Raw genomic sequence first — 23,308 nt, forward strand, 5'->3', positions numbered from 1 at the left:
GCGGTCGGTCACAGGTCACTCCTCGGGAGCGGTAGGGGGACGCGCGCCGAGATCCCAGTCCCGGACTCGGACTCGATCCGCAGCGTCCCGGAGACACCTTCAAGACGCTGCCGCATGATGCCGAGGCCGAAGGAAGTCGACGACACCGCGTCCGGGTCGAACCCCCGCCCGTCGTCCACCACGTCCAGCGCCACCTCGTCGGCCAGGTAGGACAGGGTCAGCCCGACCCGCGACGCCTCAGCGTGCCGGGCCACGTTGGCCAGGGCCTCCTGTGCCGTCCGCAACAGCACGAACTCCGCCTCGGCCGGCATCGGCCGCACCTCCCCGGTCGTCGTCACCCGCACCGGCACCCCCTGCAGCGCGGACCACCGCTCCGCCACCTCGGCGAGCGCGTCACCGAGGTGGCCGGTCGTCTCCAGCGGCTCCGGCCGCAGCGCGTCGACCGACCGCCGGGCCTCGGTCAGGCTCTGCCGGGCCAGCCCCTGCGCGGCCTCGGTGTGCCGCCGCCACGGCTCCGGAACGGCCTCGACCTGCTCGGCGGCCTGCAGTTGCGCGATGATCCCGGTCAGCCCCTGCGCCACGGTGTCGTGGATCTCCCGGGCCATCCGCCGGCGCTCCTCGAGCACTCCGGCCTCCCGGGCCTGGGCGAGCAGCCGGTCGTGCAGGGCGGCGTTCTCGGCGGCGGTCGCTTCGAGCAGGTGGTTCGCCCGGCCCAGCTCGGCGAGCGCACCGGCCAGGGTGAGCTGACGGCGTTCGACCAGGCGCAGCGCCCAGGCCATGCTCACCATGATGACGATGTTGAATCCGACGATGGCCGCGTAGATCGCGACGCCCCGGGCGTCGGTCCCGTCCACGCCGGACGCCTGGGCGACGCCGGCCACCACCGCGACCAGGCCGACCGCGGGCACCTGCCACGGCCAGGGCAGGATCGCGTACGCGTAGATGTAGGCGACCGGGGTGAAGAACCCGAACGCCGGGTCGCGCAGCACCAGGATCGTGGTGACGATCAGCAGGCCGGCGAAGTACACCGCCATCGGCCGCAGCCGCTCCCACGCCCCGGGACGCAGGGTGAACATCCCCAGCATCCACGCGCCCGCGGCCAGCAGCAGCGCCAGCTCGACGCCGCGCCCGGTGAGCGCGGTGTATCCGACGAGCGCGGCCAGCAGCACATACGGCACCACGGTCACCAGCAGGGCCGGCGGCCGTGGCATCTCGCTGTTCACGAATTCACCCCTCCCCTGTGGAGCCGACCCTATTCCCAGCGGAACCAGCGGATCGCGGCGGCGGTGCACACCACCGCGTAGGCGAGCAGGATCAGAACCGGTCGGGCGCTGGGGAGGCTCCCTTCGTACGCTTGCTGAAATGCTTGGATCCCGGCTCCGAGCGGTGTGGCCTGGCTGATGTCGCGCAGCAGCGGCGGCATCTGGGTGACCGGAACCCATAACCCGGCGAAGAACATCATCGGGAAGTAGAGCACCGTGCCGACCGCGGTGGCCACCCCGCGCCGCGGCGCCAGCGCGGTGACCAGCAGGCCGATAGCGATCAGCGCGCCCGCCACCAGCAGCCACCCGATCGCGAACCCGGCCGGGTTGTCCGGCAGGTGCACCCCGAACCCGAGCCGGGCCACGGTCAGGAAGACCGCCGCCGCGACCACCGCGATGGCCAGGTTCGCGACGAGTTGGGCGCCGAGCACCCGGGCCGGGCCGACCGGTGTGGTCTGCAGGCGCCGCAGCACACCGTTCTCCCGGTAGCCGGCGAGCGTGGTCGGCAGCGCGATGAGCGCCAGCATGGCCAGGTTGAACAGGATCAGCACCGGCACGTAGATCTCGAACGTGGACAGCCCGCCGTTGGCTTCCTCGGGCTGCCGCATGGCCGGCACGTTCCCGAGAATGATCAGCAGGATCAACGGGAAGGCGACACCCCAGAGCGGGCCGACCTTGTCCCGCACGGACAGCTTCATCTCCGCGACGACGAGGCTCACGACTGCTCCTTCGCAACAGACTGAGTGATGGTCACGAACGCGTCCTCGAGGCTGGTCTGCGACACCCGCAGCTGCCGCACCGCGACTCCGTGCTGGGCCAGAACAGTCGTCACCGCGGACAGCGCACCGTCGGCGCCGGCCACGACGACCAGGTCACCGCGCCGCTCGACCCGGCTCACCTCGGGCAGCCCGGTCAGCAACCCGTCGGCGAACGCCGCGGACGGCCGGAACTCGAAGCGCTGCTCCACGCCGGCCCGCGCGGTCAGCCCGGCCGGCGTGTCCACCGTGACGACCCGTCCGGCATCGATCAGGGCGATCCGGTCGCAGAGCCGCTCCGCCTCCTCCATGAAGTGGGTGACCAGCACGATCGTCACGCCACGGGCGCGGACGTTTTCGATCAGGCTCCAGGTGTCCCGGCGCGCCTGCGGGTCCAGTCCGGTGGTGAGCTCGTCGAGGATGGCCACCCGCGGGTTGCCGACCAGGGCGAGCGCGATCGACAGCCGCTGTTTCTGCCCGCCGGACAGCTTTCCGTACCGCGTCTTCGCTTTGCCGGCCAGCCCGAGCGAGTCCATCAACTCCCGCCAGTCGGCCGGTTCGGGATAGAACGAGCTGTACAACGCGAGCGCCTCGGCCACCTGCAGCCGCTCCGGCAACTGCCCGGACTGCAGCTGCACCCCGACCCGCTCGGTGGCCGCCCGGCGATCCCGCAACGGATCAATTCCGGTCACGGTGATGCTCCCCCGGTCCGGCGCCCGGATCCCGGCGATGCATTCCACGGTGGTGCTCTTGCCCGCCCCGTTCGGCCCGAGGATCCCGAAGATCTCCCCGGCCTGCACGCTCAGCGAGACGTCCTCCACCGCGACCGTGTCGCGATACCGCTTGTGAAGGTTACGAACTTCGATGATTGCTGCCATGCACTCATCGTTTCGCCGCCCCGACCGGACCGATACTGACCACCGGAAGGGCCCGCCTCAACCAGGCGGCTGGTCCGCCCGATCAACCGATCGGCTGAGGCGAGACCCCAGAACGAAGAGCAATTGCTTTTGTACGTACGCAGCAGGCTCCTCGTCACCGCCCGCCATCCCCCAGGTCACGAGCGCCCCGTTGTAGGCGGCGTGCACCGCCCGCGGCAGCCCCTCGTCGTCCGCCCCGGCCCGGAGTTCCCCGGCGGCACGGCCGGCCCGCAGCACCACCCCGATCGCCGCCTCGACGGCAACCGTGTACTCCCGGCTCACCTGCTGGAACCGCGGATCGGACATGTCCAGCAGCAGGAACGCCAGGTGGTTGGCGAACTCGGTCGTGCTGCGCACCGCCCCCGCCATCGCCGCCAGCGCCTCGATCAGCGCGTGGACCGGCTGCTCCGCGGACTCCGCCCCGGCCAGCCGCGCGGGCAGCGCCTCGGCATCGTGCCGGGCGAGCGCGAGCAGCAGCCGGTCCTTGGACCCGAACCGCCGCATCAGCGCGGCCGCGGTCAGCCCGACCCGGCCCCCGATCTGCGCGAGCGTCACGTTGGCCGGCCCGGCGGTCGCCACCGCTTCGGCGGCTGCGGCCAGGATCGTTTCGTCCGCAACGGTCCTGGGTCGCGCCATGCCGAGCACGATACCGGGCCGCTCCGCCGGCAGTCATCGGCAGACGATCGCCGCCCGGACCTGGTCGCACACCAGACCAGAACAGTCGCCTCGCTCAGGCGGGCACCGAAGCTGCCGATATCGCTGTCATGCCGCTACGCCTCGTCCAGCTGTGCGCCGCGCTGACGGCGGTTGCGCTGCTCAGCGGCTGCGATCCCGATACCTCGGAGAAGCCGGCAAGCACCCCCGAGCCCTCGCCCTCAGCGACGTTCCCTTTCCCGCTGCCTTCGGAAATCCTCGAAGCGTGCGGGCTTCCCGCAGGCAGCACCGTCCTGCCGAGCTCCTGCCCCGGGGTACTCGGCCCGGACAACATCGGCGTTCCCGGTGACACTCCGGCAACGGCAGGAACCCCGGCCGGCTGAGCAGCCGTGGACCGGTACCGCGACCGGCTCGCCGCCGTTCTGACTACCTTGTGACGCCGTTGATCGATGGTGAAGCGTGGCGGCGGTGCGCGGCCAGATCCATGGCCGCGGCGTCCCACCGCGGGTAGTCGAAGGTGAATCCCGCGTCGATGAGCCGGGCCGGGACCACCCACCGGCCGGGGCCGACACCAGTTAGTTAATCGTGGTTAACTAACAAGGTGAAGACGATTGAGAAGGACAAGCCACTCGCCGGGACCGTCACCCTCGTCGCCGGGGCCACCCGCGGCGCCGGCCGCGGCATCGCCACCGAGCTGGGCGCCGCCGGCGCCATCGTCTACGTCACCGGCCGCAGCACCCGCGCCATCCGCTCGGACATGGACCGCCCGGAAACCATCGAGGACACCGCCGAGCAGGTCACCGCGGCCGGCGGCCAGGGCATCCCGGTCCCCTGCGACCACAGCGACCCCGCGCAGGTCGCCGCGCTGATCACCCGGATCACCGGCGCGCACGACCGGCTCGACCTGCTGGTCAACGACATCTGGGGCGGTGACCCGCTCAGCGAGTGGGGCACCCCGTTCTGGCAGCTGGACCTCACCAAGTTCCAGACCATGTGGCAACGCGCCGTGCTCACCCACCTGATCACCAGCCAGCACGTGGCGCCCGTCATGATCGCCCAGAAGCGCGGCCTGATCATCGAGGTCACCGACGGCCTCGGCCACGACTACCGGGGCAACCTCGCCTACGACCTGACCAAGACCACGGTCAACCGGCTGGCCCTCGGGCAGGCCGAGGAGCTGCGCCCGCACGGGATCACCGCACTCGCCGTCACCCCCGGTTTCCTGCGCTCCGAGGCGATGCTCGAACTCTTCGGCGTGACCGAGGACAACTGGCGCGACGGCGCCGAGAAGGATCCGCATTTCATCGCTTCCGAGACCCCGCACTTCGTCGGCCGGGTGATCGCCGCGCTGGCCGCCGACCCGGAAGTGCACACCCGCACCGGCCAGGTGCTCAGCTCGTGGGACCTCGCCGAGGAATACCGCATCGACGACGTGGACGGCAGGCGGCCGCACTGGGGACGGTATTTCGCCACCATTTGACCCGTTTGGGGGCGTGTCCTAAACGTACAAAATAGGGGTTTTTGTGAAATCCTCCTGCCGTGATCGCCACGACGGCAGGGAAATCGATGCGCAAGCTGGGAAACGGGTGGGTCGGTCTGGCCGTGCTGGCCGCGGTGCTGACCGTGCCCACCGCGGCGTCCGCGGCGCCGGCCAACCCCTGCGACAACAACCTGGGCCTGGGCAAGGCCGCCACGGCCCCGGCGTACGTGTTCCTCGGCGTCCGCGGCAGCGGCGAGCCATCGATCGACGCCGACGGCCGGATGGGCACCCGGGTGCTCAAGGCCTACCGCGGGTTCGCCGACGACCCGCACTACCAGGGCAAGATCGCCTGCACCGGCTCGCTGCACCGGTACAAGGCGATGCCGGTGCCCACCTTCGGCGCCGGTTTTGATCAGTGGAACGAATACCTGCGCGAGGTCACCACCAACTACCAGATCCTGCAGACGCAGCTGCGGCGGCTGACCGGAAAGTACCCGGACACGAAGTTCATCGTGTCCGGGTACAGCCAGGGTGCCGCCGTCGCGCACATGGCGGTCAGCGAGCTGGTCCGCACCACGCCCGCGCTGAAGACCCGCTTCGAGGGGCTGGCCCTGATCGCCGACCCGCTCGCCGACGACACCGACTACCGGCAGCCCACCACCAGCGACGGCTGGAACGGCCCGGCCCGCAGCGGCACGCTGACCATCGCGAACAGGATGGCGGACGGCACCGTCGGCGGTGCGGCCTGGTACACGGCACTGACCGCCCTCGGCAAGATCCACCGCGTGCTGCCCGACCAGTTGTGCGACGCGGTCACCACCTGCGAGAAGCTCCAGCAGCAGAGCCGCCTGACCGAGAAGTATCAGGACACGCTGACCGGAATGCGCACCGTGGTGACGGCCAGCCCGATCGGCCGCACGTCCACCGGCAGGCAACTCACCGCGCTGGGCATCCCCACCGCATCGATCTGCTACGTCGGTGACGTGGTGTGCAGCCCGATCGGCACCTGGAAGTCCGGCGTGGTGCTGCGCCAGAAGTTCCGCTACTGGCCGGATTGGACCACCTGGGGCCGCACCGACGTGCACAAGGACTACTACACCCGGTACAGCGGCTGGGAAGCCCCGGCCGCGGCATTCGTCGCCGCCCACTGAGGAGCCGTTCCATGCACATCCTGCTGTCCGTCACCGGCGACGTCGCCACGCTGCGCACCAGGGCGGGCGTCGTGCAGGACACCTGCGAGTGGGGCAGCAAAACGGGTCGCACTACGGTCACCTGCTGACCTCAGAGCCCGATTTTGTTCAGCTCGGCGAGGTCGTCCTCGCCGAGCTGCAGGCCGGCTCCGGCGACGTTCTCGCGCAAGTGGGTGACCGACGAGGTGCCCGGAATGAGCAGGATGTTCGGGGAGCGTTGCAGCAGCCACGCCAGCGCGACCGACATCGGCGTGGCCTCCAGGCGGGCGGCGACCGCGGAGAGAGCCGCGGATTGCAGCGGGCTGAACCCGCCGAGCGGGAAGAACGGCACGTAGGCAACGCCCTGCTCGGCGAGCGAGTCGATCAGGCCGTCATCCTGCCGGAACGCCAGGTTGTACAGGTTCTGCACGCACACGATCGGGGCGATCGACTGCGCCTCGGCGACCTGCTCGGGCGTCGCGTTGCTCACCCCGAGGTGCCGGATCAACCCCTCGCGCTGCAACTCGGCGAGCGTCCCGAACGCCTCCGTGACCGATTCCGGCTGGGGCCCCTCCGCGTTGCCGAGCCGCAGATTGACCAGGTCGAGGACCTCGAGACCCAAATTCAAGAGATTCTGGTGTACGCCACGACGCACACTTTCCGCGTCCCGAGCCGGCGGCCAGCCACCCCGCTCGTCCCGGTTCGCACCCACCTTCGTGACGATGTGCAACCCCTCCGGGTAGGGGTGCAGCGCCTCCCGGATCAACCGGTTGGTGACCTCCGGCCCGTACGCATCACTGGTGTCGATATGGGTGATCCCGAGCTGGACGGCTTCCCGGAGCACGGCAAGCGCCCCGTCGTGGTCGGCCGGCGGCCCCATCACCCACGGCCCGGCGAGCTGCATGGCGCCGTAGCCGAACCGGGTCACGGTCAGGTCCCCCAGCGACCAGGTGCCACCGGGAAGAGAGTTCGTCGACATCGTCCACCTCTGACTTTCGTGCTGAACTGGTTGCTGCTTCACTATGACCAGGCAGCTTCCTGTCGGGAAGCAGGCACCTGAAAGTGCGTAACGGACTCATCTCACGAGGAGCGGGCGATGGCGACAACATCGGCGGCCGAGAAGCGGGCGCAGGCGAAGGCGGAGTACAACGCGTTCCTGGCCCAGTGCCCCAGCCGCAACCTGCTCGACCGCCTGGCCGACAAGTGGGTCACGCTGATCCTGTCCGCCCTGGGCAGCGACGGCTCCCACCAGTTCGGCGCGGACTGCGCCGGCCAGCCCCGCCCGATGCGCTACTCGGAGCTGTCCCGGATGCTGGCCGGCGTGAGTCAGAAGATGCTCACCCAGACGCTGCGCTCCCTGGAACGCGACGGCCTGGTCACCCGCACCGCGACCCCGACCGTCCCGGTCACGGTGACCTACGAGCTGACCGAGCTGGGCCTGTCGTTGCACGTCACGATGCGGGCGTTGAAGTCCTGGGCCCAGGACCACATGGACGACGTGCTCAGCCACCGAACCACCTACGACACCCGCACCGGCTGAGCGCGCCGGATCGTCAGAAGGACGGGTCGCGGTCGGCCCAGGGGATCTCGCCGTCCGGGGTGCGCCGGGCCGAGGCCACCACGATCAGCGCCGGTCCGAACGCGATGAGCGCCAGCACGATCACCGGGTTGAGCACGGTGAACCCGAGGTCCGGCCACGAGGCCAGCCTGGCGTGCAGCCCCACGAAGATCCCTTCCTCCCAGGGGCGGCCGACCTGCTCGTTGAGCGGGAGGACCGCGTAGGTCAGCGGGAGGGCGACCAGCCAGGCCGGCAGGACGGCCGCCACGCTCGCGGGCCCGTTGCCCTCGAGGCGGCGGCTGATCCACCCGGTCGTCAGCCAGCCGGCCAGGATGCCGGCCAGCCCGCCGGCCACCGTCATGGCCCACAGCCACCACGGCGCGGAGCGGGCCACGGTGAACCGGGCCTTCGCCTGCGGGTCGATCCCGCCACCGGGGACGTCCGAGCCGGTCGCGTCGAAGAACTCCAGGACCAGGCCGTCGCGCTGCGCCCAGAACGTCGCCTCCCGCACGTTCGTCTCGACGTCGTTGCCGGGGAACGGGGCGCTGGTGCCGTCGAGCACGCTGGTGTCGAGGTCGTCGATGCCGGCGTGGACCCGGATGTCCGCGCCGATCCGCCAGCCGTCGGCGACCAGCCGATCCCGGACCTCGGTGGTGAACGTCAGGTGGTCGAGGGTCGCGGCGGTCGGCGCCACCACGTATTCGAGGTAGCCGTACCGGGTGCCCTCGAGGTCCGGATTCCAGATGAACGCCGGCATGTCGGCGCAGTCCGACGAGTAGACCCACTCGTCGCCGTCCTCGCAGCTCTTCACGGCCATCCCCGGAAAGACCGTCCGGTCGATACCCTGCGCCTGCACGACACCGGTCAGCGCCGGAGCGAACTGCCAGCCCAGCACGGACATCCCGGCCGCGCCGAAACACCCGGCCACCAGGGCCGCCAGGGCGGCCAGCACCACCACACTGCGGGACTTCGGACGACCGAGGCGGGCACGCACCCCATGGCGTACGACGTTGCCGACCTCCCGCACGGTCGGACGCACGCGGTCCGGCGGCGCGCAGTCGAGCAGCGTGTTCAGCAGCTCCTCGCGACGCGGGCCGGGCGGATAGACGCGGATCAGTCGCCGGTAGCGCCGTTCCAGGCGCTCGCCGCCGGTCACGCCGGTCCCCCAGCGAGGGCCGGGCCCATCCCGAGAACCGGGCCCATCGCTACGGCCGGGCCGAGGCCTTTGCGGGTGGCGAGCTGCGCGCGGGCCGCGTCGGCGCTCGCCCTCAGCCGGGCCGCCTCCACGTCCAGGGCCTTGGCGCCGGCGTCGGTGAGCCGGTAGTACCGCCGCGCCCGCCCGTCGACGATCTCCTCGCGGTCCAGGGTGACCAGGCCCTCGGCGCCGAGCCGGTCCAGCGCGGCGTAGAGCGTGCCGGGCTGCAGCATCACCCGGCCCTCGGAGAGCCGGGCGGCCTCCCGGATCAGGCCGTAGCCGTGGTGGGGACCGGAAGCGAGCACGGTGAGAGCCCAGAACGTCGGCTCACGCATCGATGGGGGCACGACACGCAATATAGAGATGATCTGACTATGCGGCAACACCCCGTTCGTCGTCCCAGGCGACGGCGCTGATCCGCCAGCCGGCACCGGTGCGGACGAACTGCAGCGTCTTCGCACCCTGCCCGGCGTGCGGCTCGCCGTCGCGGCGCCACGACTTCGCGTAGGTGCAGAAGTGCTGGGCGATGTCCCCGTAGATCTCGGTGCGCCCGGCCACCTCCCACTCGGCGAAGTCGGTGAGCTCGCCGCTGGTGAGCAGCTCCCGGCGCGGGGCGATGAAGCCGTCCACGTCGTACACCGTGGGCTCTCCCCCGCAGGTCCGGATGATCAGCGCGGCCGGCAGGAAGACGCCCCGCAGCGCGTCGAGCCGGCCGTCGCAGTCGTCGTCCGAGGTGAACGCGGCAAAGAAGATCCGCACCAGCTCGGCGATGTTCTCATGGTCGCCCATCAGTTCACTTTATGGCGATGCGCGACGCGGTTTCTTGTCGGTGGGTCGGGGCACCATCACAGGTATGGCGAAACCCGATGTGGTCACGGCCGAGCAGTGGGAACTGGCGCGTGCGGAACTGCTCACGGCCGAAAAGGAGGCAACCCGTTCACTCGATGCGCTCGCCGCGCGACGCCGGCGCCTGCCGATGGTCAGGTTCGCCGGGGATTACACGTTCGCGGCGCCATCCGGGCCGCGCACGCTGCTCGACCTGTTCGAGGGCCGCGAGCAGCTGGCCGTCTACCAGTTCATGGACAACGGGCCCGGCCACTTCTGCCCGGGCTGCACGGCGTTCACCAACAACGTGCCGTCGCACGCCCTGGTCATGCTGGGCCAGCGCGGCATCAGCTGGGCGACGGTGTCGAACATGCCGCTGGCCCAGATCGAGCCGTACCGCGCGGTCCGCGGCTGGACCATGCCGTTCGTCTCGTCGCAGGGCACCACGTTCGCCGACGACTGCGGCGCCGGCGGTGGCTTCATGCTCAGCATGTTCCTGCGCGACGGCGACGAGGTCTACCGGACTTACAGCACGACCGCGCGCGGCGTCGACCGCCTGCTGTTCACCAACAACCTCGCCGACCTGAGCGTCTTCGGTCGCCAGGAGGACTGGGAGGACTCCCCGCCCGGCTGGCCCCAGCACCCGACCTACGGCTGACGCCCTTTCAAGACCCTTTTTTCGTACGAGGAAGCGCCGCCACCGTGCGGCTCACATGACGGCACAGCAGCTCGGCGGCACCGTCAGCGTCGCGGGCCAGGGCGGCTTCCTCGATCGCGCGGGGCTCGGCGGCGCCGTCGCGGTCCGGGGTGTGCACGGTGGACCAGCGGCGGGCCAGTTCGCTGTCGGTCCACAGCCGGTCGAAGGTGGCCAGTAGGACGTCGTTGCCGCAGCCCTCGAGCAGCGCCTGCCCTGACCGGCGCACCGCTCGTGCGGCGTACCTGGGCGGTCTGGCTCGCCGACTCCCGTCGCCGCGACCTGGCCGCCCTCGTCTCCCACCTCGATCAGGGGTGACGTCCGCACGCGGACGGCCTGAACGCCGTTACCGGGGCACCGGATTGCCGGTCGGGCCCGGCGATGCATAAAGTGCGTTCCTCCCGGAGCTAAGGAACAGCATGCACGGTTGGAAATTCATCACCCCGGCCCTCAGCGGGTGTCTGCTACTGGTCGGCGGCGGGGCATCGGCGTCAGCGGCCGACGGTCCCCGCGTCGGTGTCAGCGCCGTTCAGTACGACAGCCCGGGTGCGACGGTGCCCGCCATCGTGACCGTGTACAACATCGCCAAGGGCACCCGGGTCGTCATCTCGGCCACCGGTACCGCAGGAAGCACGGTGACCTGCTCGGGGCCGGTATGGAAGAACCCGGTCCGGCACACCGCCAGCCGCACCTGCTACCTGCGTCTGCCGGCCAAGGCGGGTAAGTACGCCGTTCGTGGCACCGCGACGCTGACTCGGAACGGATCCACCCGCACGGTCTCCGGCGCGGCCGGCCGCCCGGTCGTGGCGGACGGCAAGATCTCTGAGCAGCCGATGTCGCCGGCGACCATCCGGCAGATCGAACGGTGCCAGAACACCACGAGTGACGTGTGGCTGACCTTCGACGACAGCGGCAGCGCCAAGCAGGTCAAGTCCATCCTGGCCACGCTCAAGCGCAACAACGTCAAGGGGCACTTCTTCTTCCGCGGTGACTGGGCTCGCCAGCACCCGAAGCTGTTCAGCAGCATCACGGCGGCCGGACATGTGATCGGTAACCACACCTCCACCCACCCCGCCCTGAGCAGGATGGGTAAGACGAACCTGACCAAGCAGATCGACGCGGGTACCGCCGCCACCGGTGAGCCGAAACTGCTGCGGCCACCGTTCGGCGCCGGCGCGTTCAGTACCCGGCTGGTGGACATCGCCGCAGCCCGCGGCTACCAGCTGTGCCGATGGACCACCGACACTGTCGACTGGGACCACACCCCGACCAAGGTAATGGTCGAACGAGTCACCTACGGCGACTACCGCACCGCACCGCTGCGTGCCGGTGGTGTCCTGCTGATGCACGGACACGGCAGGTACACCGCTTCGGGACTGCAGCAGATCATCAATGCCGTGCGCGCGAAGGGGCTCACGCCGCAGCGCTTGAAGTGACGGGCCACGCGCAGGAGAGGGCCCGCCCCAGCCAGCAGGGGTCGTCGGCTGTCCGCCTCTCGGCATCTCCCGACCGTGACGGGCCGCTACACCCCGGCGGTCGCGCAGCGGTCGGGACGGAGCGCGGCCTCGCGGCGTAGCCACGGGACTGTGCCCAGGTCGTACAAAATGGGGTTTCAGGGTTCGGGGATGTCGAGAGTGACCGGTGACAGTGGGCAGGCTGTGCAGGTCAGGACGTAGCCGTCGGCTTTCTGTGCCGGGGTGAGGCAGTTGGGGTCGTTCTGGGCGACCTTGCCGCTGCGCAGTTTGACCATGCAGTCGCCGCAGTTGCCGACCGTGCAGGAGTAGGGCATCGGCAGGCCGGCGGCCAGGCCCGCGTCGAGCAGGGTCTGGCCGGGGTCCACGGTCACCGTGCCGAGTCGATGGCCGTCCTGGTCGACGGTCATTTCCTGCGGAACGGTCGTGGTGGTCGCGGTGTCCGCGCCGGAGGTGTAGCGCTCCTGGTGTACCAGTGCGTCCGGGATGCCGAGGCTGGTCAGGACCTGCTGCACGGTTTCGGTCAGTGGTTCGGGGCCGCAGACGTAGTAGTGGGTGTCGGCGGCGGGGGCCAGGCCGGTGATCCAGTGGCGGACGCGGTCCGCGTCGAGGCGTCCGTCCCGGCTCGTCGTGACGTGGGTGACCGAAAGCCGGTCGGGGCGGGCCTCGGCCAGCCGGGTCAGGTCGGTGGCGAAGATGGTCTCTTCCGGACTGCGGCTGCTGTAGAGCAGGGCGATCCGGCCCTCGCCCTGTGCGCGGATGATGCTCATCATCGGGGTCACGCCGCTGCCCGCCGCGATGAGCACGGTCTGCTGCGGCGGCTGGTCCTCGGCGTGAAACGTTCCGGACGGGCCGAGCAGCGTCAGACGATCGCCGGGGCTCAGGGCGCGGTGGGCGTGGGTGGAGAATCGGCCGCCGTCGACCTGCTTGACGGTGACCTCCAGGCGTGCCGACCCGGGCGCCGAGGACGCGGAGTAGGCGCGGCGCACCGGGCGGCCGTCGATGTCGGTGACCAGGGTGAAGAACTGGCCGGGCCGGAAGTCGAACGGGTGGTCGCCGTCGGCCGCCAGCACGAGGGTGATCGCGGTGGGTATCTCCCTGCGCACCGCTACGATGCGCACCGCCCGCCCCGGACGCTCGGTCCGCGCGCCGTCGCCGGCGCCGGGGGTGGCGTCGTCGTAGCCCTCTTTCCTCAGCCCGGAGCGGTAGGCGCGGTTCATCACCACGCGCATCAGCCGGGTCATCCCCGGGATCGCCCCGATCGCTTTCAGCAGGAACGCGGGCGGGCCGCCGCGGGTCTTCGCCGCGTTGGCGGCCAGGTGGGCACTGGCCAGCGCCATCAGGTCCGGCGCGGTGCCGCGGTCGAGGTGTGCGCCGGGTGTCCACATCCGGGAGCGGGCCACGGGATCGTTTCCGGTCACCTCGGCGTGCTCGACATCGATGAGCAGCGCCGCGTGCGGGGGGATCCCGCGCAGCGCCATGGTCGCCAGCAGGGCGGGGTCGTCGGTGATCGCGCCGCGGCCGCGGACGTGCAGGACGCCGCTGCGGCCCGGGACGAGGGCGGCGAACGAGAGGCGGTCGTCCTGCACCAGATTGCGGAGCGTGTCGGCGCGTTTGTTGCCCCGGCGGTCCGGGATGACGAGCGTGCGGCCGTCCAGGATGCGCGCCACCGCCTGCCGGTCGCCGCGCGGGCTGGTGTCACTGCCACCGGTGGAGTCCCAGGTGGAAAGCGCGAGGAACGGTGCGGCGGCGATGAACTCGGCAACGCCGGGCCGTCTCAGGGGCCCGTCTCCGGTGATCTCGAGGGCCGGCTCCGGTTGCACCGCTGTGGGCGGCTGCCACAGGCGGGAGCGGAGGACCGCCTGGGCGCAGTGGACGTAGGCTTCCGCGATCTCGACGGTCGTCTCCGCGCCCTTGCGGGCGGCGGCCGTGCCGTTGACACGCAGGATCTCGCCGACGCCCGGCAGGAGAAAGAACATCGAGACTGGGCCGCGCGGCTCGCCCGGCTCCGGCAGGCGGAACGAGATCCGGGTGGGCGAATGGACCCGCACGAAACCGGGCGCTCCGCCGATGAACGTGGTCCGGCCGGTGCCGTCGGCGTCGCGGTAGCCGAAGGCCGCGATCGGGCACTTGGCGAGGATCGTCCGGCATCCCTCGTCGAGTGCGCTGAGCTGCTTGAGCATGATCATCGACATCGGGCGACCGACGATCGTCTCGATGTCGTCCACCGTGGTCAGCCGGTGCTCGGCCGTGTTTTCCCTGTTCACGGTACTATTGTGAGCAATCGCTCAGGTTTTGACTACTCGCTTTTCGCGCCCCGCGGAGGCCCTGCGGCACCGCGGTCTTCGGCCACGTGGAGCACGCTCCGAGCTCACCCGTCGCGCCGGCCCGCACCGCCGTTGCTCACATTTCCGCCGCGCGCGCCCACGCCCCGAACGCCGGCAATCCGGCATTCCGGGCGCGCCGCCAATTGATGTAATTCGATTGCTTGAGGCGCAGGCGCTTTACGCGCTTTTTAAACGATGTAAAAAACAGGTGAAGACGATCAGACTTAACAATCGTTAATTGCGTACGAATAATGACCAGGAAACTGTGACAGCCTGCACATCTCTCCAGTATGGAATGGTGATATGGTCCGTGCCGTCGGGCGGAGGTGATCTCTTTCGCCGGGCCTCTCCAATGTCACGGGCAGATCCCCGCGGCCATTTCACTAAGGAATCCTTCACATGCGAAACATCGTCAAGACTGTTGTCGTTCTCGGCGCGACGGCGGCCGTGCTCGCCCCCGCCGCGGCGGCTCCGGCCGCGTCCCGCACCACCACCGCCCCGCTCGGCACGTACGGCTTCGGCCGGGCCGGCGTCATCGGCGAGGCCGGTGTTGCCGCCGGTGTGTGGCGCTCCTTCGCGGTCCGTCCCGGTTTCGCCGGCGACGACCTGAGCGTGACCTACCAGCGGCGGACCACCGCCTACGCCGCGGAGAAGCAGGTGTACACCGCCGCCTTCACCACGGTCGCGGACGCGCAGGGCGAGTGCCTCGCCGTCGGCGCGGCCGGTGTGGCGCGCAAGGTCTGGGTGTCGTTCCGGTGCCAGACCGGCTTCGTGCCGAGCTACACCCTTTACGTGCGCTGACGCTCTTCTAAAACACCATTTCGCCGGAGTTCCGGCGCGCCATTGTCATCCGGCGCGCCGGCCTTCCGCGTGCCCTTTTTCGAACCCCTCTGTTTTTGCGCGCCCATTCGGCGCCCACCCCCACCAGAAAAGGCACAACCCTATGTCCACCGTGACTCGTCGCGACCTCCTGCGCTACGGCGCCGCCGCCACTGTCGTGGTCAGTGGCGCGGTCGGCGCGCAGGCCCTGTCCACCCCCAGTTCCGCCGCTCAGCCCGCGACCACGGACCCGCGTGACTTCGACGTCGAGTACCGCGGCAAGCGGATCACCGGCGCCCACGGCCCGGCGAACAACACCCGGGTCACCGTGTCCGGAAGCCGCACCCGCGAACCGCACCAGGTGCTCATCGACGGTCGCAAGCTGGCCCTCATGCCGATCGAGCTGCCGCCCTCGGCCGCCGTCCCGGCCGGGACGATCGCTTTCATCAGCGCGCTCAACCACTACGAGCCGGTCCTGGTCGACGAGGGCAAGCACGCCGGCGGGCTGCTCAAGCTGGCCCGCCGCGCGGTCGACACGCTGGGCGACACCGAGCTCACCGCCTTGGCCGGCGTCGAGCACGACCACGGTCACTGACCGTCCTTCTCGAAGATCCGAAAGGCACAACCATGGGCGTACGTAAGAGCGCGCGCAACCTCACCGGCCCCGAGAAAGCGGCATTCGTCGCCGCCGTGAAGAGGCTGAAGGCGCAGACCACCGGTCGCAACTACGACTGGTTCGTCACCACCCACATGACCTACTTCGCCGGCGTCAACGGCATCCGGTACGCACACCAGGCCCCGTCGTTCCTGCCCTGGCACCGGCAGTACCTGATCGAGTTCGAGCGGGCCCTGCAGGTCTACGACCCGTCGGTGAGCGTCCCCTACTGGGACTGGACGGTGGACCGCTCGACCAGCGGTGCGCCGTTCACCGCCGATCTGCTGGGCGGCAACGGCTCCGGCGGCAACGGCCCGGTCACCACCGGCCCGTTCGCCGGCGCGACGAACTGGCGCATCAACGTCGGCAGCACCACGGCCACGTCACTGCGGCGTGCGATGGGCACGAACACCCTGCCGACGGCGGCGCAGGTCACCTCGGTGCTGGGCGTTTCCGCGTACGACGCGGCGCCGTGGAACAGCTCGGCCACCGGCGGCATGCGCAACCGGATGGAGGGCTGGACGACGCCGAACCTGCACAACACGGTGCACGTCTGGGTCGGCGGCCACATGGGCCAGCAGGACTCCCCGAACGACCCGGCGTTCTGGCTGCACCACTGCAACATCGACCGCTTGTGGTCCCAGTGGCAGACCCGCTGGGGCTTCGACGCCGCCCACTACGTCCCGGCGAGCGGCACCGCGGGAGTGGTCGACCTCAACGAGCCGCTGCAGCCCTGGCCGACCGTGACCCCAGCCTCGGTCCTGCAGCACAGCAGCATCTACACATACGCCTGATCCAGGGCCGCGGGCGCCTCCGGGCGCCCGCGGCTCGGACACGGCAATTCCGGCGGCCAGCCGACGCCGACCCCGGCTGGCGCTCAGCGGTGCCTCGAAGCACCCGAGAAACCCCTGACAACCAGCCGACCTGCGGCAGCTGGCTGGTCGGGGCGGGGCGGAATGCGGCTACTGTGCCCTAATGGGTATTTCTCCGCACCTGGCCCGATTGCGGGCGATGATCGGCCACGCCCTGATCCTGCTGCCGTCGGTGGCGGTCATCGTCGTCGACGAGCACGGACGGCTGATGCTGGTGCGTCACGCCGGGCATCAGGAGGGCTGGGCGGTGCCCGGCGGCGGGGTCGACGTCGGGGAGACCCCGGCCCGGGCAGCCGTGCGGGAGATCCGCGAGGAGACCGGCATCGAGATCAGCGGGCTACGGCTGCTGGACGCGCTCGGCGGCGCCGACTTCGAGGTGACCTACCCGAACGGCGACCAGGTCGCCTACGTCACCACCGTCTACCAGGCCGATGTCGCCGGCGGGACGCCCACTCCCGACCAGGAGGAGATCAGCGAGCTGGGCTGGTTCACCCCGGCGCAGCTCGCCGGCCTCGACCTCAACCGGTTCGCCCGCGCGCTGCTCCAGGCGACCGGTCACCTCGCCCAGTGATCCATGTCGGTCAAGAGCGCCGCAGGCCGCGGTCCAGGAAGTCGATCAGCCACTCGAAGCTCTGATCGGTGTCGGCGTTCCACTGGAAGCCGTTCGCGCCCTGTAACGTCGCGAAGCCGTGCAGGGTGCTGCGCAGCGTACGCAGGGCGTGGGTCTGGTCGGCCGGGTCGATCGCGTAGCCGCGCAGGACCGCGGCGAGCGAGGCGATCCCCCGGGCACCGGCCGCGTCGACCTCCGGATCGGACGTCACGCCGACGGTCGCGGCGTACCGGCCCGGGTGACCGACCACGTAGGAGCGCATCGCCCGGGCGGCGGCGGCCAGCGCGTCCCGCCCGGCGTACCCCTGGGTGGCGTCGCGCAGCGCGTCGCTGAGCTCGTTCATCGCCAGGGCGGCCAGGCCCTGCTGCAGGGCGGCGAGGCTGTCGACGTGCTTGTACAGCGACGGGGTGCGCACGCCGAGCCGCTCGGCGACCAGGCCCATGGTCAGCTGGCCGAAGCCCCGCTCGTCGGCGACCGCAGCGGCCGCGGCGATGACGGTGGCCCGGTCCAGACCGGCCCTAGGCACGGACGGCCGTGGCGAGGAACGGGAGCATGAGCGACACCACCTGATCGGGGAACTGGGCGTGCGGATAGTGTCCCGCGCCGTCGACGAGGGCCAGGGTAGCGAGCCCGGCGGGCATCGCGGCGACGACCGCCTCGCCCTCGGCGCGCGGGTCGGCCCAGTCCGGGTCGAGCGTGCCCTGCACGATCAGAGCCGGGCAGCGCACCCCGGCCAGGTGTTCGCCGGCGTCGGCCGGGGTGGTCTGGCCCATCTTCTGCAGCACTTTCATCCGGCCGGGCTCGCGCAGCTTGCTCTCGATCCGGGCGAGCTCGGCGGTCCAGTCGGCCGGCTTCGGACCCGGGTAGGCGACGTCGAGGTAGCTCAGCCACTGCTTGACGCTGCCGAACAGCGCGGTGCCGAGCAGCCGCGTCATGCCCTGCCGGAAGCGCTTGACCCGCAGGTCGCCGAGCGCGATCGACTGCTTGCGGGTGAACGGGCCCAGCTCGACGATCGCGCTGACCAGCTCGGGCGCGGTCGCCGCGGCGATGGTGACCGCACCGCCGGAGATCGAGTGGCCGACCAGCACGGCCGGGCCGCCCAGGTGCCGGACCAGAGCGACCAGGTCACCGGCGATGTCGGTGCGCGAGTACCCGGCGAACCCGGTGTCCGAGTCGCCGGTGCCGCGCAGGTCGGTGGCGGCCACCCGGTACCCCGCGGCGACCAGGCGAGGCACGACGAAACGGTACGCGTGCCGGCTGTCGCCCATCCCGTGGGCGAGAACGACGAGCGGCCCGTCCCCGGTCACGTCGTAGGCGATCCGGCCACCGTCAACAGCAAGGAACTCGGTCATGACAACCTCCAGGTCTTGGCTAACTCCGTTAGCTAAAAGCTAATCGTATTAGCCAGATCTGTCAACCAGCAGCTTCGATCAACTACTTCCCGGAGTGCTGAGCCTCGCGACGGGGCCGCCCGCCCCACCCGGCATGATCGGATCGGGCCGCAACGATCGGGCGCGACCAGGCAGTACCCCGGCAGAGTCGACATCGAAAGGGGGCCCCATGATCACGGCACTCAACCGACTCACCGACCTCGTCGAACAGCACCTCGGCACCGAGTTCGACCTGGCCGGCGCGGCCCGCACAGCCGGCACCACCGAGCACCACCTCCGCCGGATGTTCTCCTCCCTGGCCGGGATGCCGCTGGCGGACTACGTCCGCCGCCGCCGGATGACGATGGCCGCCGCCGACGTCATCCGCGGCGGTGACCTGCTCGGCATCGCCGTCCGGTACGGGTACGGCTCGGCCGAGGCGTTCGGTCGCGCGTTCCTGGCCGTCCACGGCGCCGGCCCGGGCACGGTGCGCCGCGACGGTGGCCCCCTTCGAACACAACCGCAGCTCAGGTTCCGCCTGACCGTCGAAGGGAGCACCTCCATGGACACCCGCATCGCCGACCGCCCCGCGTTCCGGCTCGCCGGGCACGCCGCCCGGATCCCGCTGATCCACCACGGCCCGAACCCGCACGTCCAGCAGCACATCGCCGCCCTGCCGGCCGAGGAGCACCAGCGACTGAAATCCCTCGGCGACACCGAACCGGCCGGTCTGCTGCAGGTCAGCGACGACCTCGACCCGGACCGCACCGAGGGCAGCACGCTCACCTACCTGCACGGCGTGGCGGTCACCGCGGACACCCCGCTGCCCGGCGACCTCGACACCATCGAGGTGCCGGCCGGCATGTGGGCGGTCTTTCGCAGCTCCGGCCCCTATCCGCTGGCCCTGCAGCAGACCTGGGCCGCGACCGCCACCGAGTGGTTCCCGTCGAACCCGTGGCGGCTGCGACCCGGCCCGGAGATCGTCGCGGTGCTCGACCGGGCCGCCGATTTCAGCACCGCGACCTGCGAGTTGTGGCTGCCGGTCGAGCCGGCCTGAGACACCGGTACCCGTCTGTGCCCGGCCGTTCACGGATGTTCGTGAACGGCCGGCGTGGCGGCCCGAGCGCCGGCGGCGACCCGCGCGAGGCCACCGGCGAGAACCGGAACCGTCGACAGAATGGACAGAACCTCGGACGGCACGAGGCCGGCTCGGACGATGAGCGGGACGCTGCGGCAGCCTCGACGCGCAGCGATCACCCCCGCTCCCCGTCCCCGTGGAGGATCTCGTTGTCCACCGCAGCCCGAGGGCTTCGCCTCGCCCTCACCGCCGTCCTCGCCCTGGTCCTGTCGTACACCGCCGTCGGTGCCGCACCGGTCGCGGCCGCCACCAGCAGCCCGATCGCCGGACTGACACTGATCAACGACGTGTCCCGCCGGCCCGTCCTCGGTGTCAGCCCGATCCTCGACGGCACCGTCGTCGACCTGACCCGGCTCGCCAACCGCCATCTGAGCATCCGCGCCGACCTCGTCGACGGCGCGACCGCCGGCAGCCTCCGGTTCACCCTGACCGGGGCCAAGGGCACCAGTTGGACGCGGACCGAATCGGTCGCGCCGTACTTCCTCTGCAACGACTACGTCGACTGCCCGCTGCTCGCGACCGCCGACACCTACACCCTGACCGTGCAGGCCTACACCGGGACGAACGCCACCGCCGCCACGCTCGGCACCGCCTCGACGATCCGCTTCACGATCTCGGCCACCGCGGTCGCGAGCACGGCGATCGACGTCCTGTTCGTCGGCAACAGCCTGATCGGCACCGCCACCGCCTCCACCGGCCAGGACACCCCGCGGGTACTGCAGAGCATGGCCGCCGCGACCGGGCGGACCGTGACCGTCACCGAGGTCATCCACTTCGGGAACACGCTCGCCCAGACGTGGAACGCGGGCGAGGTCGCCGCCGCGGTCAACGGCACCAAGAAGTACGACTACGTCGTGCTGCAGGAGTACAGCTCCCTGGTGGCGACCGACCTGCCGGCCGCGAGCAGCACCCTGGTGGGCACGTACGCCCCGGCGGTCGCGAAGGTGCTCAAGCCTGCCGGCAAGGTGGTGCTGTTCAAGAACTGGGCGACCGTCGACCCGGCGCCGTTCCCGTCCCGGGCCGCCTACGTCGCGGCGCTCGACAAGAACTACGCCACGCTCGCGGCCCGGCTGACCCTGCCCGGCATCGTCGCACCGGTCAGTGACACGTTCGAGCCGCTGATTGCCGCGAACGGCACGTCGTACCTGATCGTCGCGGACGGCAAGCACCCGCACGGCCGCGCGATCTACCTGAACGCCGCCACCCTGTACGGCATCCTGTTCCGCACCTCACCGCGACCGGTGCCGAACCTGTACGTCGACAGCGACACCACCACCGCACCGGCCCTGCGTGACGCCGCGGCCACCGCCATCGGTTACTGATGCCGGCATGGCCACCACCGCTGCCGGCATCAGCCGGGCCGGGCGGCGGTCGCCGCCGCTCGGGACCGTGCCGCGCGGACTTGCCTTTGTGGTTACTGGAGGGTGCAACCTGGTGGCATGTTGTCGATCAGCGAGTTCAGCGAGATGTGCCACCTGTCGCCGCAGGCCCTGCGCTTCTATCACGCCGAGGGCCTGCTCGTGCCGGCCGGCGTCGACGAGCGGACCGGCTACCGCTCGTACGCGTTCGAGCAGGTGGAACGGGCCATGATCGTCACCCTGCTGCGCGACACCGGGATGAGCGTCAAACTCGTGCGGCAGTCGCTCGACGAGCCGGACCGGGCCGCGGCGCTGCTCGCGTCGCACGACGCGGAGCTCCGGCGCCAACGCGCAGCCCAGGACGAGGCGATCCGGGCCGCCCGGGCGCTGTCCGTGGCGCAGCCGCAACCCCGGCAGCGGCACCGGCCCGCGACGACCGTGGTCGCCAGGATGGTGCACGGCACCCCGCTCGGACGCGACGCGCGGGAGTGGGAAACGGCCGAGGCGGCCATCACCGCGGCCTCGGACGACCTGGTCCGGCTGGTGGAGGAGGCCGGCATCACCCGGCTGGGCCGGCCGTGGCGGGCCCTGGCGCTGGAGAGCCCGGAGCAGGATCGGCGCGTCCTGGACGGCGAGGGCCCGTTCTGGATCGTGAAGGTCGCGGTGGCCGCGACCGCTGCGGCCCTCACCGCGCTGCCAGCCGGGACCGACGTGCAGGAGCATCCGGCGTACGACGAAATGTCGATCTTCATGCCCGGCCGCCACACCATGGCGCAGTACTGCACCACGATCCTGCGCCTGTTGGATGCCCAGCCGCTCGACGCCGACAGGTTCGTCAACGTGGCCCGCCTGCGCCAGGAGATCCACGAGGACGGCGTCCTGAGCAGCGCGCCCGTCGAACCCCGACCGCTGTGATCACCCCCGCGCGCGGATGGCACCCGGGTGTCGATCAGCACCCGCGGCGTCAACCCGGCGCAGTCCACGCCCAGCGCCGACGCGAGCCGTTGCCGCCGTCAGCCGTTCGGGCGTGCTGCGATGGCCTGCAGCGACCAGCGGTTGCCGTCGGGGTCCTGGAAGTACACGAAGTCACCCCACGGCTGCGGGTCGACCTCGCCGGCCTCGACGCCCACATCCAGCAACTGTTTGCGGGCGGCCTCGGCGTCGGCCACCACCACCTGGATCTCCTGCGTGCCCGGCACCTTCGCGGTGATGCCGTCCCCGATCACGATCGAGCAGGCCGACCCGGGCGGTGTGAGCTGCACGAATCGCAGGCCCTCCCGGACCTGACGGTCGACGTCGGCGGTGAAGCCGATCCGCTGATAGAACGCCTTGGCCCGATCCACGTCGGTCACCGGCACGGGCACGAGCTCGATTTTCCACGTCACGGTCATGCCTCCACCCTGCCCGCAATTGCGGTCAGAACCTGTCCGTTGCCGACGGCGCCTCATCAGGCACCGCCGCAGCGGCGATGACGATGATCGGACACGGCTCGCACCGCACTGCCGTCGAGCGCCAGATCCCACTGCCGGTCTGGAACCACCCTGACTTCCAGAGGTGGCTGACGGCCCGGCAGCGGCCGGACCACATGCTGACAGATGCCCGGGTGCTGTGGCTCCAACTCGATGCGGCGGGCATACCAGTCGGCTGGGTATTGAAGGCGCAATTCACCTGCGGGGACCAGGAATCACCCTCAAGCGAGTTCATCACTTTCGGCGATCTGCACATGGAGAAAACTTGAGAAAAAGAAGTAGGATGCCGATCTCCGAAAGGCTGAATCGATGATTGACCGAGGCGGGCGCCACCCTCTGCACTACGCGGCACTGGACAACGACGTGACAGCGGTTCGCCAGCACCTGGAGGCAGGCGTCGATCCTGACATCGCGGACAAGAGGGGGTTCACGCCGCTACATTTCGCCGTTCAGCAGAACTCGGTCGAGGCAGTGATCGCCCTCCTGGAATCCGGCGCTTCAACCAGTCCGAAGAACGTGCACGGAAACACTCCGTTATGGACGGCGGTTTCCAGCTCACAAGGCGACGGCAAACTGATCATGCTGCTGCGGCAACACGGAGCGGATCCCTTCACGGTGAATGCTTACGGCAGCACTCCGGTTGAATTAGCACGCACAATAGCCAACTACCCCGTTGCGGCATTCTTCGCGGATCTGCCCTGACCGGACC

28 protein-coding genes are annotated in these 23,308 nt (G+C 70.4%); 14 read left to right on the plus strand and 14 right to left on the minus strand.

Annotated elements, in window-relative coordinates:
- Positions 1-8: 8 nt before the first annotated feature.
- The 5 genes from ADL15_RS43590 to ADL15_RS52230 form a co-directional block, all read right to left on the minus strand.
- The gene (locus ADL15_RS43590) at positions 9-1,223 is read right to left on the minus strand and encodes a sensor histidine kinase (protein ID WP_232344916.1); all 1,215 of its coding nucleotides are present in this window, start codon (positions 1,221-1,223) and stop codon (positions 9-11) included.
- Between the two features lie 29 nt (positions 1,224-1,252).
- Positions 1,253-1,981: an ABC transporter permease gene (locus ADL15_RS43595; protein ID WP_232344917.1), complete on the minus strand. Its 729-nt coding sequence runs from the start codon at positions 1,979-1,981 to the stop codon at positions 1,253-1,255.
- A complete protein-coding gene (locus ADL15_RS43600) occupies positions 1,978-2,895 on the minus strand; it encodes an ABC transporter ATP-binding protein (RefSeq protein ID WP_067705216.1) in 918 nt (305 codons plus the stop codon). The genes ADL15_RS43595 and ADL15_RS43600 overlap by 4 nt, the downstream gene beginning before the upstream one ends.
- Before the next feature lie 57 nt (positions 2,896-2,952).
- A complete protein-coding gene (locus tag ADL15_RS43605; RefSeq protein WP_157441967.1) occupies positions 2,953-3,570 on the minus strand; it encodes a TetR/AcrR family transcriptional regulator in 618 nt (205 codons plus the stop codon).
- Between the two features lie 444 nt (positions 3,571-4,014).
- A complete protein-coding gene (locus ADL15_RS52230; protein ID WP_083972481.1) occupies positions 4,015-4,140 on the minus strand; it encodes a DUF1731 domain-containing protein in 126 nt (41 codons plus the stop codon).
- 58 nt (positions 4,141-4,198) lie between these two features.
- On the opposite strand from ADL15_RS52230, the gene ADL15_RS43610 reads away from it, so the two are divergent.
- Entirely contained in the window at positions 4,199-5,068 is an 870-nt protein-coding gene (locus ADL15_RS43610; protein WP_067705284.1) for an SDR family oxidoreductase, read from the plus strand.
- 86 nt (positions 5,069-5,154) lie between these two features.
- Positions 5,155-6,219: a cutinase family protein gene (locus tag ADL15_RS43615; protein ID WP_067705220.1), complete on the plus strand. Its 1,065-nt coding sequence runs from the start codon at positions 5,155-5,157 to the stop codon at positions 6,217-6,219.
- Positions 6,220-6,349: 130 nt separating this feature from the next.
- Here the strand turns inward: ADL15_RS43615 and ADL15_RS43620 are convergent, their stop codons facing one another.
- On the minus strand, positions 6,350-7,216 hold the full coding sequence (locus ADL15_RS43620) for an aldo/keto reductase family oxidoreductase (RefSeq protein WP_067705222.1): 867 nt from the start codon (positions 7,214-7,216) through the stop codon (positions 6,350-6,352).
- A 117-nt stretch (positions 7,217-7,333) separates the two neighbouring features.
- Here ADL15_RS43620 and ADL15_RS43625 point away from each other — a divergent pair, with 117 nt between their 5' ends.
- On the plus strand, positions 7,334-7,777 hold the full coding sequence (locus tag ADL15_RS43625; RefSeq protein ID WP_067705224.1) for a winged helix-turn-helix transcriptional regulator: 444 nt from the start codon (positions 7,334-7,336) through the stop codon (positions 7,775-7,777).
- Between the two features lie 13 nt (positions 7,778-7,790).
- On the opposite strand, the gene ADL15_RS43630 is transcribed toward ADL15_RS43625, so the two are convergent.
- From ADL15_RS43630 to ADL15_RS43640, 3 genes are read right to left on the minus strand one after another with little or no spacing between them, the layout of a single operon-like run.
- The gene (locus tag ADL15_RS43630) at positions 7,791-8,951 is read right to left on the minus strand and encodes a hypothetical protein (RefSeq protein ID WP_067705226.1); all 1,161 of its coding nucleotides are present in this window, start codon (positions 8,949-8,951) and stop codon (positions 7,791-7,793) included.
- Entirely contained in the window at positions 8,948-9,325 is a 378-nt protein-coding gene (locus ADL15_RS43635; RefSeq protein ID WP_067705228.1) for a PadR family transcriptional regulator, read from the minus strand. The genes ADL15_RS43630 and ADL15_RS43635 overlap by 4 nt, the downstream gene beginning before the upstream one ends.
- A gap of 37 nt (positions 9,326-9,362) precedes the next feature.
- Entirely contained in the window at positions 9,363-9,779 is a 417-nt protein-coding gene (locus tag ADL15_RS43640; protein WP_067705230.1) for a DUF4440 domain-containing protein, read from the minus strand.
- A gap of 64 nt (positions 9,780-9,843) precedes the next feature.
- On the opposite strand from ADL15_RS43640, the gene ADL15_RS43645 reads away from it, so the two are divergent.
- Positions 9,844-10,473: a DUF899 family protein gene (locus ADL15_RS43645; RefSeq protein WP_067705232.1), complete on the plus strand. Its 630-nt coding sequence runs from the start codon at positions 9,844-9,846 to the stop codon at positions 10,471-10,473.
- A gap of 7 nt (positions 10,474-10,480) precedes the next feature.
- On the opposite strand, the gene ADL15_RS43650 is transcribed toward ADL15_RS43645, so the two are convergent.
- Positions 10,481-10,738, minus strand: a complete 258-nt coding sequence (locus ADL15_RS43650) for an FCD domain-containing protein (RefSeq protein WP_083972482.1) — start codon at positions 10,736-10,738, stop codon at positions 10,481-10,483.
- Positions 10,739-10,928: 190 nt separating this feature from the next.
- On the opposite strand from ADL15_RS43650, the gene ADL15_RS43655 reads away from it, so the two are divergent.
- The gene (locus tag ADL15_RS43655; protein ID WP_067705234.1) at positions 10,929-11,945 is read left to right on the plus strand and encodes a polysaccharide deacetylase family protein; all 1,017 of its coding nucleotides are present in this window, start codon (positions 10,929-10,931) and stop codon (positions 11,943-11,945) included.
- 176 nt (positions 11,946-12,121) lie between these two features.
- On the opposite strand, the gene ADL15_RS43660 is transcribed toward ADL15_RS43655, so the two are convergent.
- Positions 12,122-14,248, minus strand: a complete 2,127-nt coding sequence (locus tag ADL15_RS43660) for a 2Fe-2S iron-sulfur cluster-binding protein (protein ID WP_232344919.1) — start codon at positions 14,246-14,248, stop codon at positions 12,122-12,124.
- Positions 14,249-14,707: 459 nt separating this feature from the next.
- Here ADL15_RS43660 and ADL15_RS43665 point away from each other — a divergent pair, with 459 nt between their 5' ends.
- The 4 genes from ADL15_RS43665 (at position 14,708) to ADL15_RS43680 (ending at position 17,225) form a co-directional block, all read left to right on the plus strand.
- Positions 14,708-15,109 (plus strand): hypothetical protein, encoded by a 402-nt coding sequence (locus ADL15_RS43665; protein ID WP_067705238.1) that lies wholly within the window; start codon positions 14,708-14,710, stop codon positions 15,107-15,109.
- Between the two features lie 142 nt (positions 15,110-15,251).
- Positions 15,252-15,722 carry a tyrosinase family oxidase copper chaperone gene (locus ADL15_RS43670; RefSeq protein ID WP_067705240.1) on the plus strand — a complete coding sequence of 157 codons (471 nt, stop codon included), beginning with the start codon at positions 15,252-15,254 and terminating at the stop codon, positions 15,720-15,722.
- 32 nt (positions 15,723-15,754) lie between these two features.
- Positions 15,755-16,576 (plus strand): tyrosinase family protein, encoded by an 822-nt coding sequence (locus ADL15_RS43675; RefSeq protein ID WP_067705242.1) that lies wholly within the window; start codon positions 15,755-15,757, stop codon positions 16,574-16,576.
- Between the two features lie 181 nt (positions 16,577-16,757).
- The gene (locus ADL15_RS43680; protein WP_067705244.1) at positions 16,758-17,225 is read left to right on the plus strand and encodes an NUDIX domain-containing protein; all 468 of its coding nucleotides are present in this window, start codon (positions 16,758-16,760) and stop codon (positions 17,223-17,225) included.
- A gap of 10 nt (positions 17,226-17,235) precedes the next feature.
- On the opposite strand, the gene ADL15_RS43685 is transcribed toward ADL15_RS43680, so the two are convergent.
- The gene (locus ADL15_RS43685; protein WP_083972483.1) at positions 17,236-17,790 is read right to left on the minus strand and encodes a TetR/AcrR family transcriptional regulator; all 555 of its coding nucleotides are present in this window, start codon (positions 17,788-17,790) and stop codon (positions 17,236-17,238) included.
- Positions 17,783-18,616 (minus strand): alpha/beta fold hydrolase, encoded by an 834-nt coding sequence (locus tag ADL15_RS43690; protein ID WP_067705246.1) that lies wholly within the window; start codon positions 18,614-18,616, stop codon positions 17,783-17,785. The genes ADL15_RS43685 and ADL15_RS43690 overlap by 8 nt, the downstream gene beginning before the upstream one ends.
- A gap of 208 nt (positions 18,617-18,824) precedes the next feature.
- Here ADL15_RS43690 and ADL15_RS43695 point away from each other — a divergent pair, with 208 nt between their 5' ends.
- From ADL15_RS43695 to ADL15_RS43705, 3 genes are all read left to right on the plus strand, one after another.
- The gene (locus ADL15_RS43695; protein ID WP_067705248.1) at positions 18,825-19,691 is read left to right on the plus strand and encodes an AraC family transcriptional regulator; all 867 of its coding nucleotides are present in this window, start codon (positions 18,825-18,827) and stop codon (positions 19,689-19,691) included.
- A gap of 230 nt (positions 19,692-19,921) precedes the next feature.
- Entirely contained in the window at positions 19,922-21,094 is a 1,173-nt protein-coding gene (locus ADL15_RS43700; RefSeq protein WP_157441968.1) for a hypothetical protein, read from the plus strand.
- Between the two features lie 117 nt (positions 21,095-21,211).
- Positions 21,212-22,045: a MerR family transcriptional regulator gene (locus ADL15_RS43705; RefSeq protein ID WP_067705252.1), complete on the plus strand. Its 834-nt coding sequence runs from the start codon at positions 21,212-21,214 to the stop codon at positions 22,043-22,045.
- Positions 22,046-22,143: 98 nt separating this feature from the next.
- Here the strand turns inward: ADL15_RS43705 and ADL15_RS43710 are convergent, their stop codons facing one another.
- Entirely contained in the window at positions 22,144-22,521 is a 378-nt protein-coding gene (locus tag ADL15_RS43710; RefSeq protein WP_083972484.1) for a VOC family protein, read from the minus strand.
- Between the two features lie 77 nt (positions 22,522-22,598).
- On the opposite strand from ADL15_RS43710, the gene ADL15_RS43715 reads away from it, so the two are divergent.
- Both ADL15_RS43715 and ADL15_RS52235 read left to right on the plus strand, forming a co-directional pair.
- Positions 22,599-22,868 (plus strand): hypothetical protein, encoded by a 270-nt coding sequence (locus tag ADL15_RS43715; RefSeq protein WP_067705254.1) that lies wholly within the window; start codon positions 22,599-22,601, stop codon positions 22,866-22,868.
- Positions 22,869-22,908: 40 nt separating this feature from the next.
- Complete coding sequence (locus ADL15_RS52235) at positions 22,909-23,301, plus strand: ankyrin repeat domain-containing protein (protein ID WP_083972485.1); 393 nt, start codon at positions 22,909-22,911, stop codon at positions 23,299-23,301.
- Positions 23,302-23,308: the final 7 nt, after the last annotated feature.

Origin of the sequence: Actinoplanes awajinensis subsp. mycoplanecinus (assembly GCF_001509495.1) — a bacterium.
Taxonomy (GTDB): domain Bacteria; phylum Actinomycetota; class Actinomycetes; order Mycobacteriales; family Micromonosporaceae; genus Actinoplanes; species Actinoplanes palleronii.

Coding starts and splice junctions, on each gene's coding strand:
- ADL15_RS43600 (WP_067705216.1), bottom strand. CDS start 2,895: ATGGCAGCAATCATCGAAGTTCGTAACCTTCACAAGCGGTATCGCGAC.
- ADL15_RS43605 (WP_157441967.1), bottom strand. CDS start 3,570: ATGGCGCGACCCAGGACCGTTGCGGACGAAACGATCCTGGCCGCAGCC.
- ADL15_RS43615 (WP_067705220.1), top strand. CDS start 5,155: ATGCGCAAGCTGGGAAACGGGTGGGTCGGTCTGGCCGTGCTGGCCGCG.
- ADL15_RS43620 (WP_067705222.1), bottom strand. CDS start 7,216: ATGTCGACGAACTCTCTTCCCGGTGGCACCTGGTCGCTGGGGGACCTG.
- ADL15_RS43625 (WP_067705224.1), top strand. CDS start 7,334: ATGGCGACAACATCGGCGGCCGAGAAGCGGGCGCAGGCGAAGGCGGAG.
- ADL15_RS43635 (WP_067705228.1), bottom strand. CDS start 9,325: ATGCGTGAGCCGACGTTCTGGGCTCTCACCGTGCTCGCTTCCGGTCCC.
- ADL15_RS43640 (WP_067705230.1), bottom strand. CDS start 9,779: ATGGGCGACCATGAGAACATCGCCGAGCTGGTGCGGATCTTCTTTGCC.
- ADL15_RS43645 (WP_067705232.1), top strand. CDS start 9,844: ATGGCGAAACCCGATGTGGTCACGGCCGAGCAGTGGGAACTGGCGCGT.
- ADL15_RS43655 (WP_067705234.1), top strand. CDS start 10,929: ATGCACGGTTGGAAATTCATCACCCCGGCCCTCAGCGGGTGTCTGCTA.
- ADL15_RS43665 (WP_067705238.1), top strand. CDS start 14,708: ATGCGAAACATCGTCAAGACTGTTGTCGTTCTCGGCGCGACGGCGGCC.
- ADL15_RS43670 (WP_067705240.1), top strand. CDS start 15,252: ATGTCCACCGTGACTCGTCGCGACCTCCTGCGCTACGGCGCCGCCGCC.
- ADL15_RS43675 (WP_067705242.1), top strand. CDS start 15,755: ATGGGCGTACGTAAGAGCGCGCGCAACCTCACCGGCCCCGAGAAAGCG.
- ADL15_RS43680 (WP_067705244.1), top strand. CDS start 16,758: ATGGGTATTTCTCCGCACCTGGCCCGATTGCGGGCGATGATCGGCCAC.
- ADL15_RS43690 (WP_067705246.1), bottom strand. CDS start 18,616: ATGACCGAGTTCCTTGCTGTTGACGGTGGCCGGATCGCCTACGACGTG.
- ADL15_RS43695 (WP_067705248.1), top strand. CDS start 18,825: ATGATCACGGCACTCAACCGACTCACCGACCTCGTCGAACAGCACCTC.
- ADL15_RS43705 (WP_067705252.1), top strand. CDS start 21,212: ATGTTGTCGATCAGCGAGTTCAGCGAGATGTGCCACCTGTCGCCGCAG.
- ADL15_RS43710 (WP_083972484.1), bottom strand. CDS start 22,521: ATGACCGTGACGTGGAAAATCGAGCTCGTGCCCGTGCCGGTGACCGAC.
- ADL15_RS43715 (WP_067705254.1), top strand. CDS start 22,599: ATGACGATGATCGGACACGGCTCGCACCGCACTGCCGTCGAGCGCCAG.
- ADL15_RS52235 (WP_083972485.1), top strand. CDS start 22,909: ATGATTGACCGAGGCGGGCGCCACCCTCTGCACTACGCGGCACTGGAC.